The 13,895-nt window shown below is 41.4% G+C and carries 12 protein-coding genes; 11 read left to right on the forward strand and 1 reads right to left on the reverse strand.

The features are described 5' to 3' along the window. Positions 1-71: 71 nt before the first annotated feature. A complete protein-coding gene (locus AAG747_RS15165) occupies positions 72-1,748 on the reverse strand; it encodes an OstA-like protein (protein WP_346822038.1) in 1,677 nt (558 codons plus the stop codon). Between the two features lie 367 nt (positions 1,749-2,115). Between AAG747_RS15165 and tilS the strand changes: the two genes are divergently transcribed. The 11 genes from tilS to AAG747_RS15220 all read left to right on the forward strand — a co-directional run bounded on the left by tilS (position 2,116) and on the right by AAG747_RS15220 (position 13,813). Beyond that, the gene (tilS, locus tag AAG747_RS15170; RefSeq protein ID WP_346822039.1) at positions 2,116-3,444 is read left to right on the forward strand and encodes a tRNA lysidine(34) synthetase TilS; all 1,329 of its coding nucleotides are present in this window, start codon (positions 2,116-2,118) and stop codon (positions 3,442-3,444) included. A 117-nt stretch (positions 3,445-3,561) separates the two neighbouring features. Continuing rightward, positions 3,562-4,083: a Crp/Fnr family transcriptional regulator gene (locus AAG747_RS15175; protein ID WP_346822040.1), complete on the forward strand. Its 522-nt coding sequence runs from the start codon at positions 3,562-3,564 to the stop codon at positions 4,081-4,083. A 166-nt stretch (positions 4,084-4,249) separates the two neighbouring features. Then, complete coding sequence (locus tag AAG747_RS15180) at positions 4,250-5,245, forward strand: COX15/CtaA family protein (RefSeq protein ID WP_346822041.1); 996 nt, start codon at positions 4,250-4,252, stop codon at positions 5,243-5,245. 49 nt (positions 5,246-5,294) lie between these two features. Continuing rightward, on the forward strand, positions 5,295-6,197 hold the full coding sequence (gene cyoE / locus AAG747_RS15185; RefSeq protein WP_346822042.1) for a heme o synthase: 903 nt from the start codon (positions 5,295-5,297) through the stop codon (positions 6,195-6,197). Positions 6,198-6,328: 131 nt separating this feature from the next. Next, entirely contained in the window at positions 6,329-6,931 is a 603-nt protein-coding gene (locus tag AAG747_RS15190) for a cytochrome c oxidase subunit 3 (RefSeq protein WP_346822043.1), read from the forward strand. A gap of 91 nt (positions 6,932-7,022) precedes the next feature. Next, entirely contained in the window at positions 7,023-7,772 is a 750-nt protein-coding gene (locus AAG747_RS15195; protein WP_346822044.1) for a cytochrome c oxidase subunit 3, read from the forward strand. A gap of 48 nt (positions 7,773-7,820) precedes the next feature. Further along, a complete protein-coding gene (locus tag AAG747_RS15200; RefSeq protein WP_346822045.1) occupies positions 7,821-8,144 on the forward strand; it encodes a cytochrome C oxidase subunit IV family protein in 324 nt (107 codons plus the stop codon). A 69-nt stretch (positions 8,145-8,213) separates the two neighbouring features. After that, positions 8,214-8,903 (forward strand): SCO family protein, encoded by a 690-nt coding sequence (locus AAG747_RS15205; RefSeq protein ID WP_346822046.1) that lies wholly within the window; start codon positions 8,214-8,216, stop codon positions 8,901-8,903. A 58-nt stretch (positions 8,904-8,961) separates the two neighbouring features. Continuing rightward, positions 8,962-9,546 carry a DUF420 domain-containing protein gene (locus AAG747_RS15210; protein ID WP_346822047.1) on the forward strand — a complete coding sequence of 195 codons (585 nt, stop codon included), beginning with the start codon at positions 8,962-8,964 and terminating at the stop codon, positions 9,544-9,546. Between the two features lie 56 nt (positions 9,547-9,602). Beyond that, the gene (locus AAG747_RS15215; RefSeq protein ID WP_346822048.1) at positions 9,603-9,878 is read left to right on the forward strand and encodes a hypothetical protein; all 276 of its coding nucleotides are present in this window, start codon (positions 9,603-9,605) and stop codon (positions 9,876-9,878) included. A gap of 281 nt (positions 9,879-10,159) precedes the next feature. Then, positions 10,160-13,813, forward strand: a complete 3,654-nt coding sequence (locus AAG747_RS15220; RefSeq protein ID WP_346822049.1) for an ATP-binding protein — start codon at positions 10,160-10,162, stop codon at positions 13,811-13,813. Positions 13,814-13,895: the final 82 nt, after the last annotated feature.

A 13,895-nucleotide genomic window follows, 5' to 3' on the forward strand; every position in this document is an offset into this window, starting at 1 on the left:
GATAGATCAAGTGGACTGTTGATGTAGAGAGTAAATTTGTTATAGCGTGGTAATTTTACTAAAAATCACCGTCATTCCTCCTCTAATTTATCCGCTATTTCCAGGTCTTCTTGTTTGGGCGTACCTTTTTCCAGCAGCATTTCTTTTTTCTCTTCCGGGGGTTCCGGTGTAGCCTTATGAGCGGTTTTCTTTTCCAGTGGGATTAGTTGGTCTTGTCTGCGTTTGCGACTAAGAATCACCGGAAAAGTGGGTTGTTCTTCAAAGCGGTTTTGGAATCCGGGTAAACGGGTAGCCGGCTCTTCCAGTTCATGTGGCGGGATAAATTGCGCATCCGGTTTGTATAAAAAGTGCATTTTTGACAACTTGTTGGAATCGGCAAAAACCATGACCATACTGCTACAGTCAATCTTGTTCATTCCCATAAATACCGAATCTTTCTCCGAAGCGACAAAATACAAGCATTGTCCGTTGCCATCCACATCTACTTTTTTGAGATAGGAACTGTCAAAATTGGCCACCATATTCCGGCCTTTGATCTGATTAAAATAATTTAATATACTGTCTTTTTGAATCAGAAAGGCATCCTGGTCCATATACATTTTCTCAATGGAGTTGTTGCGAATGGAGGCGGAAATGGTATCGGCCACAATTTGACTTTGATCCGACCAAAGCACGGGGTCATGGTAGAGGTATAGCATGGAATCCGAATACATATACACCAGGCTATCGCATACTCCCAGCATCTGTTTGGAATAGATCATGACATTGTGATAGGCATAAAGGGTCTTTACATTGTTGACGGTATCACTGACGGAGATTAACGTGTCGGCGGCCAGGTACAAGGTATCATTATCACCGGGTCTTTCCATCAATGCTCTTCCGTATGCTTTGGAGTTTCCGGCACTTTTGGAGTATTCTATTTCGTCCGCATAGATATAGGAGTTTTCTTTGATACTGTACAAGCGAACATCTTTTTTGGCAAAGCCAACTCCTTGGTTTTTGTTGTCTCTTACATTGCCCGCATCCAGAATGTATTCCTCCGATTCGATATGGGTTTCTCCTCTGGAGGTAGTGGTAGAGGTTTTGGTATCGAACTCTCCCGCTTCTGTAATAACATCTCCGTCTTGGGTACTGATCAGGGTTTTTTTAGGAAAATAGGCCACTTCGTTGATGGTATTGTACACCAAAGTGTCCGTTTCCAGATGTTGTACTTTTACAGAATCATTTAATTCTACCTCCCCTTTGAAGGTCACAATTTGCTGAAACCGGTAGTAATAGCCTTTTTCACTGGTGAGTTCGGTCGTGTTCCGGGTCACTATTCCACCCGTTTGGTAGCGGGCATCCCCGGTCGCCATATCATAATATAGCCTGTCTGTAATCAAAGTAGTGCTGCTGTCTTTTAAGACCACTTCCTCCCCCCGCACTTCTGCAATTCCCGTAGCACTGGTGTAAATCAAGGTGTCTCCGGTAAGTGTTACGCCATTGGGATTTACAATGAGGATATTGCCGTAAGCCTTTAAGTTGTTGGTGACATCTTCCAGCAGGGCACGGTCACTGTACATCATGGTACTGTCCCGTTTCAGGGTTGCCCGCTTGGTGGAATCGCTGGTGAGTTCTTTGTGCGAAATGCCATCCACCATCACATTCAGGTTGAGCTTTGCTGCCTTTACAATTTCAACCTTTGTGATCTGTGCCTGGGTTGTTTGTATGAAAAATATTCCTAAAATTAATGCAATGATGTATTTCATCCTTTTTGTTGATTAAGCCCTGTTCAGGATTGTGTTTTCCAAAGTATTTCCCACCCGTTTGCCTTCATTTCGGCATGACTAGCCATTTCTGAAAAGAGATGCTATACTTTTGTAGACACACAAACTTCTTCGTATGCTGAAAAATTTTGTTTTAAGAATGTAGTAAGTATTATTTTGCTCACTGTCATGCAAAGTTATTCTATTATACTTAAATCAGAAGAAACCGAGTACAGTTAAGGGCACACAAACTACTGAAAGTCTAAACGGAGAGAAGAGTAACCGGAAGTAATTTGTTATAACTGATTGTAAATCAATCTTCTTTTTGAAAAAAAAAGTGTTTGTCTGGCGATAAATAAAAAAGGATTCTATGCTGGAACGTTTTGTAAATTATATTGCGACTCAGAAATTATTTTCCCAACAAGACCGGATCTTGTTAGCGATTAGCGGAGGGGTGGATTCTGTGGTGTTGGCCAGCCTTTTACAGGAAGCGGGGTATGAATTTGCCTTGGCCCATTGCAATTTTCAATTGCGGGGAGCGGCTTCCGGTGAAGACGAACAGTGGGTGACGGAGTTTAGCAAAACGTTACAACAACCTTTGTACCGTCAGACTTTCGATACAAAAACGTATGCCCGGCAACATGCACTTTCTATTGAAATGGCCGCCAGAGATCTGCGCTATCGTTTTTTTGAAGCGCTTTGTCAACAGCATTCATTTGACCGGATTGCTACGGCCCATCATCTGAATGATTCTTTGGAAACGGTCTTGTTAAATTTGACCAAAGGAACCGGGATTTCCGGCTTGCGGGGGATCTTGCCCAAAGCGGGAAAAATTGTCCGGCCATTAATGTTTGCTTCCCGGGAAGAAATTGAATACTATGCCCGAAAGAAAAAACTTACCTGGCGGGAAGATGCCTCCAACCAGGAAGATATCTTTCAGCGAAACTTTTTACGGCATCATGTGGTGCCGGCTTTGAAAAAGATCAATCCCAACTTGGAAAGTGGTTTTTTGCGAACCGCTGAAAAACTGGCTGGCATCGAGGGCTTTTTTTTCGCCCAACTTGAAAGAGTGAGAGCGCAAGTTTGCCAGCAAAAAGGAGGCCTATTACATATTGATTTGCGAAAGCTGAAAACCCAACCGGAATACAAAACAGTCCTTTACTATATTTTAAAGGAGTATCAATTTCATTATGATCAGGTAAAGCAATTGACTGAAAATTTGCAAGGGACATCCGGGCGGTGGTTTTATTCCGGGCAATATCAACTTCTTCAAGACCGGGAAGAGTTAATTGTTTCTCCTAAAAACAACGAGCCATCTGCTTTCCATTTGCCAATTCACAAACCGGAAGGGAACTGGCAAACTCCATATGGCCAAATGCAGATCGGCATACAAGAGGGCAAGTTCCGGATAGATCCCAATCCTGCGATTGCCTTATTGGACAAAGATACACTGTCCTTTCCCTTGACCCTTCGCCATTGGCGGTATGGAGACACCTTTTGTCCCTTAGGGATGAAGCAACGAAAGAAGTTAAGCGACTTTTTTATCGATTTGAAAATTCCTTTGCATGAAAAAGAAAAGATTGTTTTGGTAGAAGACGCACAGGGGAAAATTGTCTGGGTAGTGGGTTTGCGTATCAGTGAGCAGTGCAAAATCACCAAAGCGACCCGGGAAGCAATTAAAATGGAATGGCTTGGGTAACACATGAACTTCCGGATTGTTTTATCCACCGAGTGGGAGTATATCGTATAAAACAAAAGTTGCTTCTAAGTTAAAATCCTTATTTTAGCCTTTACCGACCAAAACTAACAAAAAAACATGTTCAATCCGTTCAGAAAAACCTATTCAAGTCAAGAAAGAGCTACGTTTGAGTTCCTGTCTAAAAATCATTTTTTTGCACCGCTTGAAGATCATGAAAAAGCTGAATTTTTACCTTTTATGTATTTGCGAAAATACCAGAAAAATGAAGCGGTATTTTTCCGGGGCGACCCAAGCCAAGCTTTTTATTTGATCAAAAAGGGAGCCGTGTCACTGAACATCGATGTGGAGGACAAATTCGAAAACCTGGTAAAATTGCGGGAAGGGGATTCTTTCGGAGACAATGCTTTGATGGATTCGGCTTATAGGATATACAATGCCATCTGTGTATCGGAAGGCTGTGAGTTGTATGTGATTCCCACTACGAATATTCAAGAGATTTTTGAAGATAATGTCAATATTAAGGCCAAGATGATGTATGCCATGGCCGAGTATTTTGATCGTTATTTTGCTTCTTTGTTTAAAGCATACAAGGAGTCATTCGGTTTTTTTGATTTGGGTAGGGCTTTTTCCAGGAAATAACGTATCGCAAACAGGAACAGGTGGTAAGCCTTGGAAAAATATTTATGAAATTCATTGCGCTATTGCCGCGTGTTTCCCCTTCCTTCTTCAATCCTTTTGAAAAAGCATCCTAACTGATGGCGTTGTCGCTCTTATGCCCTATTTTTGTGGCAAAAACCGGAGAACCTTGCAAGAGGATAAAAAACAACATCGGAATTTCAGGCGCTTTGGCATGATCACGGTCATTGCAGTGTATGTATTGATCATGGTAGGAGGTATTGTGCGTAGTACAGGCTCCGGCCTGGGTTGCCCGGATTGGCCCAAATGCTTTGGGCAATGGGTGCCCCCTACGGATGAAAGTCAGTTGCCTGAAAATTATCAGGAAATATACGCCATTCAAGGCAAGCAAATCGAAGTGTTTAATGCAGCCAAGACCTGGACGGAATATTTCAACCGTTTGGTTGGGGTGATTATTGGGATTTTTATCTTTATTACCCTGTTGCTTTCGTTTGCGTATTTCAAAAAAGACCCTCCCATTTTTTATTTATCCCTGTTGAGTTTCCTATTGGTAGGTTTTCAAGGCTGGTTGGGATCGGTGGTCGTCTCCACCAATCTACACCCGGTAATGATTACCTTACATATGGCTTTGGCTTTGGTCATTGTCAGCCTGTTAATCTATGTAGTAGCGCGTTCCTATGCAAAAGTGGTGCAGATTGAAAAACTGGTGGACACCAAAGGAATCAACCGACTATTATGGTTGTGCCTGGCACTTTCATTGGCCCAAATCATATTGGGGACGCAAGTGCGGGAAGCGGTGGACATCGTAGCTTCTTCATTAGGTTATACACAAAGGGAGACCTGGATTGAACGGTTAGGGATGGTTTTTTATGTACATCGTTCATTCTCTTTTTTGGTAGTGATCAGTAATGTCTTGTTGACCTATTTTATATACAAAAAATCCAATGGATCAGGTATGATATATCGCTGGAGTGTGGGGTTGATGAGTATTTTGGGCTTGGAAATCCTCAGTGGCATTATCCTGGCCTATTTCAGTATTCCCGCATTTTTTCAGCCGGTACATTTGTTTTTCGGCACGTTGATTTTCGGGATACAGTTTTTGTTGATTGTCATGCTTAACTACTATAAATTTACACCCAAGGCCTCTGAGATGGCTGGGGTGTAAAAAAACTACAAGATTTAACAAATAGTTATCAAAAGCGAAGTTCGTTGCAATGATTCAAGAAAATGTATACGATAGCGCAGTGGCCTATCCAGGGCTTGCCTACAAAACAAAACAGTTTGTGGCTTTAACCAAGCCCCGATTGACTTCTGTAGTAGTGTTTTCAGGAGCCATAGGGTATTTTATGGCTTTGCAAAGCTCTTTTGAATGGGGCCCCTTTTTAGCGTTTTTGTTGGGAAGTTATTTCATTACCGGAGCGGCCAATACCATGAACCAAGTGATTGAAAAAGACTTGGATAAATTAATGAGGCGCACCCTAAGCCGGCCATTGCCCACTGGCAACCTGAATGTGTCGGAGTCCATCATTTTTGCATTGGCCATGACTTTGGCGGGGGCCATTTTGATCGGCACTTTTGTCAATATGTTGGCTGCGGGTTTGTGCTTGCTCTCATTAGTATTGTACTCCTTTATCTATACCCCACTTAAGCAGATATCGCCTATTTCGGTATTGGTAGGGGCGTTTCCCGGAGCTTTTCCTCCTTTGATCGGGTATGCGGCTGTGGCCAATGGCATTCCCGGTGAGGCGATCATTTTGTTTAGTATTCAGTTTATCTGGCAATTTCCGCATTTCTGGTCAATTGCCTGGGTGGGCCACGAAGATTATCAAAAGGCTGGCTTTAAAATGTTACCTACCAAAGCCGGAAAGAGTTTTAATACCTCCTTCCAAATCATGTTATATACCTTGTTTTTGGTGCCTATGGGATTAATCCCCTGGTACTTTGGCATGTCGGGTTGGGTGTCAGCGGTGGTAGCGGTGGCATGTGGGGCCTTCTTTTTATGGAAAACCATTGTATTGATGCGCACCGGGACGGATAAAGCCGCCTTGAAGATCATGTTTGCCTCTTTTATCTATTTGCCGGTAGTGCAATTGGCTTTTTTGATCGATAAAATCTAAGGGGCATTGCTTGTTTTATACAAGTGAATGTTGGGATCTCCTGTCAAAGGAAGTAAATTTAACCGTTGAAGGTTTGGTGTGAAAAGCCAAATGTAAATCAGATAATTTAAAAGACTAATTAGAGAAGTCCAATGAGCAATTCGATGGCAAAACAGTTTGATAATTCGATGATGAAAGAGGGAACCCGTAGGATGCACCCCAAAAAGTTTGGCTTATGGCTTTTTATGGCCAGTGTGGTGATGATGTTTGGAGGGTTTACCAGCGCTTATATCGTGCGGCAGGCAGAAGGGAATTGGCTTATATTCGAGCTGCCTACCCTTTTCTATTATAGCACGGTAGTGATACTGTTGAGCAGTATTACCATGCATATAGCCCTGCATTATGCCAAGCAAGACAAACTGGATTTATTGAAGATTTTTATTACTGTTACCAGTTTGTTAGGCGTGGCCTTTTTGATTCTGCAAGTTCAGGGCTGGAAGGAATTAATGGCGGTGGATATTAATTTCGGTGGTGAAAATGCCAACCCTTCCGGGTCCTTTTTATATGTACTTACCGGAGTGCACGGGGCACATATCTTAAGCGGGCTGATTGTATTGGCCTTCACCTTAATAGCTGTGTTTCAGTACAAAGTACATTCAAAGCGACTTACCCGTATTCAGATGTGTGCCACCTACTGGCATTTTCTGGATTTTTTATGGATTTATTTATTTATCTTCCTTTTGTTGAATAGATAATTTTTTTGTCCTAAAATTGCGGATAATTCTGCGAATACCCTTGAAAAAATAGAATTAGTAAATTATCAGCATTTTCTAATAATTACAAATTATGTCGACTACTGCTACTGTTGTTAAAACTCCAAAGAAGAGTATTTGGGATGGAGGAGTTTCCCCTCTGAAGGCGAGCTACGGAAAGTTGATGATGTGGTTTTTTCTGCTTTCGGATGCCTTTACTTTTTCAGCGTTATTAATTACCTACGGTACGATCCGTTTCATGCACCCGGCCTACGATGGCTTGTTTTCCGAGTTTACCTTTTCAGACCAACACTGGCCGATTCCGGAGAAAGTGTTTAATGCTTTCCCGTTTTTTCACGGAGTGGATATGCCTTTGATTTTTGTTGGATTGATGACATTTATCTTGATCTTGAGTTCGGTTACTATGGTATTGGCGGTAGAGGCCGGCCATCGAAAAGATCAGAGAGATGTAGAGAAATGGATGCTTTGGACTGTGATCGGTGGTATTACTTTCTTAGGTTGCCAAGCTTGGGAGTGGGGGCACTTTATCGTTGGTACAGGTACACCTACCATATTGAGCAATGGCGTGGCATTTGAAGGGGCGAACTTAACGCAAAACCAATACGGCCCTCCTTTGTTTGCGGATTTGTTTTTCTTTATCACCGGTTTCCACGGAACGCACGTATTGAGTGGGGTGATCATTAATATTGTTATTTTCTACAATGTAGTGATGGGAACTTACGAGCGTAGAGGAAGCTATGAAATGGTAGAAAAAGTGGGCTTATACTGGCACTTTGTCGATTTGGTATGGGTCTTTGTCTTTACCTTCTTTTACCTTATCTAATCATTAAGTCGGACCTGTATAAAGAAATTTTGAAAATATAGCATTACTATGGCACACGATACTAATTTGTCACCCGAAGAGCAACATAAAAAGAACGTTAAGCATATTATTTTTGTCGCACTTCTTCTCTTCTTTGTGACGGTCATTGAATTTATCTTGGCATTTATTTGGCCGGATACCTGGAACCGGGAGTTGTTGAATGGATTGTTCGTTGCATTGACTTTGGTGAAAGCCTTCTATATTGTTGCTGAATTTATGCACTTAAAGCATGAGGTGAAAACCTTAATCTGGTCAATAGGATTCCCTACGGTGTTTATCATTTGGTTGTTGGTCGCCTTGGTTTACGAAGGCGAGCATATGATCAGCTTCTAATACGATTCTTGTGTTGCACAAACTGTAGAGAAGGAATTATTCAGGAATGTAAAGTTTGTTCGAATACATATGAAAAAATCTCTTCAAGCCGGTACTCTAATCATCATATTAGTCGTGCCGGCTTTTATCTTTATTGGCTTGCACTTATTTGGTGAAAATAAGTTTGACTTGCCGGTGTACGATGGAAACCAGCCGGAAGACAAAGAATTGATGGTGTTCAACCCTAAGTCGGCCAATTGTCCGGATGTGGCAGGGGAACAACATCATATTCCGGAGTTTCAATTGTTGAATCAAGACAGTAGTCAATTCCTGGCTGCGGAAGCGCTCAAAGGAAAGGTCTATGTAGCTAATTTCTTTTTTGCCCGTTGCCTGGGTATTTGTATCAATATGACTTCCGAGCTTTTGCGGGTGCAGGATAAATTTAAAGACCATCCGGATGTTCGCTTGGTTTCCTTTACGGTTGACCCTAAAAATGACCGCCCGAAGGAGTTGAAAGACTATGCGGAACAGTACCGAATCGAAAGTCCTTTTTGGACCCTGTTGACTGGAGAAAAACAGGAGATCTACGACCTGGCACATTGTGGGTTTTATCTGGTGGCAAAACCCGCTGAAGAGGATCCCAATGATTTTATCCATAGTGATAAACTGGTGTTGGTCGACAAAGAAGGTAGGATCAGAGGATACTATAGTGGTACTGACCGGGAGGAAGTGGACCGGCTGATTCAAGAAATATTGGTCTTGCTACAAACCTATGAATAGGTGGAACCCAACTGATAAGTAAGCATATCGCTTTCCATATCTTAACATATTCAATCCTATGAGCACCGTATCGCAAAAAGACGAAAAGAAATATCTCATACTCATCGGAGTGTTGTCTGTGGCCATTCCTTTGGTAGTAGCTGTCTTGTTATTTATGCCACAAACCGGCAAACTGGGCGATCTCGATGTGTCCTTTTTACCACATTTGAACGCTACTTTAAATACTACTACGGCTCTGTGTCTGGTAGCGGGTTACATGGCTATTCGCAAAAACAACCCCTCCCTGCACAAAACGCTGATGTTGTCCGCATTTGTGCTTTCTTCTATTTTCCTGATTTCTTATGTCATTTACCACTATCAGGGCGATCATACGTTGTATGGGGATTTTAATAGTGACGGGGTATTGACAGATGCTGAAAAAGCAGAGGCCGGACCGATACGGTTTTTGTATTATTTTGTGTTGCTTACACATATTCTTTGTTCTGTTTTTGTCGTACCTTTGGTCTTGTTAGCGATCTATTTTGCGCTGTCGAATAATTTGAGCCGACATAAAAAAATCGTGAAATGGACTTTTCCTGTTTGGACATATGTTGCTTTTACAGGAGTGATCGTGTATTTGTTGATCAGTCCGTTTTACGCTTAAAATATTCAAGCTCTTTAACAACAGTAGAAGAAAAATCAGTGGATACTTTACCTACTATGAAAAAACTAATTGCAATAATTGGGAGTTTTCTGGTTCTGACCTTAGCCACAGGCCAATCCATGGCGCAATGTGCTATGTGCCGGGCTACCTTGGAAAATAATGTAAGTGAAGGCAGTAGCAACCTGGCCGCAGGCTTTAATGTGGGAATTTTGTATCTAATGCTTATTCCTTACTTGGCTTTGGTCGTAATTGGGGTGATGTGGTACCGCCACAGCAAAAAATACACTAGTGAACAAAACCGTATTGCCAGAATGCTGAATTCAAAGGCGTAAAAAAAAGAGCCGGGATCTACTATGAGTGGGGGAATGCCCGGAGGCTCGTCAAACCTTGGGTTTCAAGGCGGGTATGAAATAAAATAAAGGGTCAAATTTATTTTGACTCTTTTTTTTGTTTTTAATTTAGAGCAGCAATTCAAATATGTAGGGATGTTTTCTTGCTGTACTTACTTTGCAAGTGCGTCTTGTGAGATGTATCTTGTGCCGGTTGTACAGAATGGGTGTTATCGATTACCTGGCTAATAAATAAGAGTTTGAAGCTTAAAAGGTATTTTTATATGGTTACGGCCCTGTTGGCATTGGGGGTCACCTTTAGTTTGAGGTATTATTTGAAAAATATCTCGAACACGGAATTGTATTTGACTCAGGTGGAAGAAAATCTGAGCCGGGAAGCCGAAGTAGCGGAAAATATCATTTTTGAGTACAAACAACATATCAAAAACAATCATTTTACCTTTGAGCAGCTTCTGGAAGAGCAACCTTATCCCATCTATATTTTTAATCAAAAGAAACTGATCTTTTGGTCGGACCACCGCTATGCCTTTTCTTATGCGGATATTCAAGGGTATTACAACAGTAAATGTATTGAGATCAATAACTCTATATTTCTGGTCAAAAAATCCTTGCTGGTGCTCAATAATCATGATTACGAATTTGTAGTCTTGATCCCTCTAAAACAGGATTATCAGGTTGAAAACCAATACCTGCAAACGGCCCTGAATTCGACCATCTTCCCGGACAACCGGGTGGAAATTGTACTTTCGGATGCCGTGGGGTATCCTATCCTCAGCCGTTATCATGTGTACCTCTGTTCCATTATCTTTCCCAATGATTACGATTTTTATATAGACAAACAGTGGGTCGTATTTTTCTTTTTTGCTGTTTTTGTAGTGTTTTACTTATTGGAAGTAAAAGAATGGGTGGCGCTATTCTTACAAAAGAAGAAGATAGAAGAGGCCTTTTGGGTTTTGTTTTTAGGGCTTTTTGGCTTGAGGGGCATTATGTTGATCTGGAATTTTCCGTATTCCATTGTGCCGTTTGAACTGTTTGATCCTACCGTTTTTGCTTCTTCGGTGATCTCACCGTCTCTGGGAGATTTGTTTCTCAACATGCTGGCATCCCTGGTGTTTATCGCTTTTCTCTTCAAGTACTTTTTGCGCTTGTTCAATTACCGGAAACTCAAATACGCCTCGAACTTATATCGCAAAGTACTTACTTCCTTATTGGTGATTTTATCCTATTTGGCATTATACTATTTGTATTACATTCTGGAAAATATATACTTCAATTCCAGAATTATAATCGATATCACCCAGGAGCTCAGCATCACGTTAGTGAAGTTATTCTATTTACTGGTTTTTGTGATCAGTGCCGGCATATACTTTATGGTCAGTCACTTGGCTTCCAAGTTATTGGTGCGTTTGTCCAATTCGCTGTACGATACCACCTTTACCTTTATTGTGGCCAGTCTGGTGTACTACTTGGTTTCGTTTGCTATGGATATGGGAAGTATGCTGATTTTTAATGTCAATGCCTTTTATTTTGCCATTACTACCTTTTTTAACTTCCCGATTACCTTGCGAAGGTCTGGCTACAGTACGTTTATGTACTTGGTCACCTGTGCGGCTACCTGTGCCATTGTAGGAGCCTATGCCGTGTACCGCTTCGACCGGAGTAGCGATATCATCAACAAACATAAGTTTGCTAATCAACTACTGATTGAAAACGATTTGATGGGTGAGTTCGGAATGATGGAAATGACGGAGGAAGTACAAAAGGACCAACTGATATTAAATAAGCTTTCCGAACCTTATTCGGCCGAAATCATCGAGAAGAAAATCAAAAGAAGGTACTTGGGGCGGTATTATGATAAATATGATATAAAAATAAATGTATTTGATGATATAGGTATCTCGAAACGGGAAGGCGGCCCCCAATACGATTCTTTATTACGGCAATACAACCGTGCGGAATACCAAACGGAATACAATAATATATTTTTTATCAATAATATCCCCACGGGCTTGAAACAGTATATTTGTTTTATTCCGATCCGTGAAATGGAAAAGTTAAAGGGGAGTATAGTCCTGGAACTGACGCTGAAAAAAATAGTCCCCAACAGTATTCACCCGATTTTTATTGATAAAAAATACCAAGGAGCGGCTCCTAATGATCTATACAGTTATGCCATTTATAGCAATCATCAATTGATCTATAGTTATGGAGAATACAGTTATGACAATGCCTTTTTGGACTTATTCCGGCCTACGGAAAGTTTGTTTTTGGACAGTGAGATAGAAACCCAGAACTATCATCATTTGCGGGTGCCGGGGGAGGGCAATAAGAACATTATCATTTCATCGTCCAAATATCCCTATGATAATATATTTTCCAACTTTTCTTTTTTGTTCTTTTGGTTGGTGTTTTTCATTCTTTCCGGCCTGACTCTATACAGCTTTTTCTTAGGAGAAGAACGGGCCAATCTCAGCTTTGCTACCAAAGTCCAGATTTATCTGAACTTTGCGTTTTTCGTTCCGATGATTATTGTGAGTACCATTATCATTAGCTTGTTAAGTAAAGAAAATGAGAAAGAAGTACGGGGGGATTATATTGAGAAAGCGCAGAATATACGGAATGAGCTGATCACTACTTTGACGAGTTATGAAAAGCAATTGGTTTCAAAAGAAGCCATGCTGGATGCCATCATCGAAGCTTCGAAACTTACCCAGTCCGATATTAATTTGTACAACAAACAAGGCCGGCTGATCGGGGCTTCTCAATCCTTATTGTTCGATATCAATTTGTATTCGGAGTGGGTGAATCCCGAGGCATATGCCGGCTTGATTGAGCGAAAGCAATCCAAATTGGTTTCCGATGAACGTATCGGTAGTTTGGACTTCAATGCGGCTTACGTAGGTATGTTTTCCAACGTTTCAGGTGAACCCTTGGGGGTTATCAGTATTCCTTTCTTAAGTTCCAAAGCGAACTTTAAGCATCAAGTCATTCAGATTTTTTCGGTGATCATCCGCATCTTTACGTTTATATTTGCCATCTTGCTCATTATTTCCTATTTGTCTTCCAGGGCCTTGATCAAACCTCTGAACCTGATCACACAAAAGTTAAAAAAGACGACTTTGAGTGGTGACGATGAACCCTTGGATTATAATAAAGAAGACGAGTTTGGTTTGTTAATCGGGGAGTACAACAAGATGCTGGTGAAACTGGAAGAGAGTCGGATTGCCCTTGCCCGTTCCGAAAAAGAAATTGCCTGGCGGGAGATGGCCAAACAAGTGGCCCATGAAATCAAAAACCCTTTGACTCCGATGAAGCTGCAACTGCAACAGTTGCAAAGAGTACTGGATACGGACAATGAGCGGGTTAAGCGCTCCATTACGGTGTTGTTGGATCAAATTGATACCTTGAGTGATATCGCTACTTCCTTTTCATCCTTTGCCAAAATGCCTTTGCCAAAAGATGAAAGATTTGAGATTTCTTCGGTGTTAAAAGAAACGCTCAGTTTACATTCATTGCATTCTAATAGCCGGCCGATGAAGGTGGTGGAAGATATTTCGGAAGGAAGCTTTTTCGTGTTGGGGGATCAAAAGTTGATGAGCCGTATTTTCACCAATCTCATTCTTAACGGGATTCAATCCGTGCCCGAAGGGCGTTTCCCTGAGATCCACGTATCACTTACACCGGTAAAACCGAACAAAATATTGGTTGAAATCAGAGATAACGGTTCGGGGATTCCCGAGTATATTCAAAACAAAATCTTTGTCCCTGATTTTAGTACCAAAGTTAACGGTTCGGGTATCGGGTTGGCCATTGCCAAGCGGGGAATCGAACATTCTGGCGGAAGTATTTGGTTTGAAACGGAAATAGGAATCGGAACCTCCTTCTTTGTAGAAATGCCCCTTTGTAAAGAAGCCTGAAATAGACAGGGTTTTAGCCGGAGAAATGAGAAGTTTTCATAGTTGACGGATTCATGTTTTATACAGAAGTAAACATATCGCC

The sequence above is a fragment of the Rapidithrix thailandica genome (assembly GCF_039710355.1).
GTDB lineage: Bacteria > Bacteroidota > Bacteroidia > Cytophagales > Flammeovirgaceae > Rapidithrix > Rapidithrix thailandica.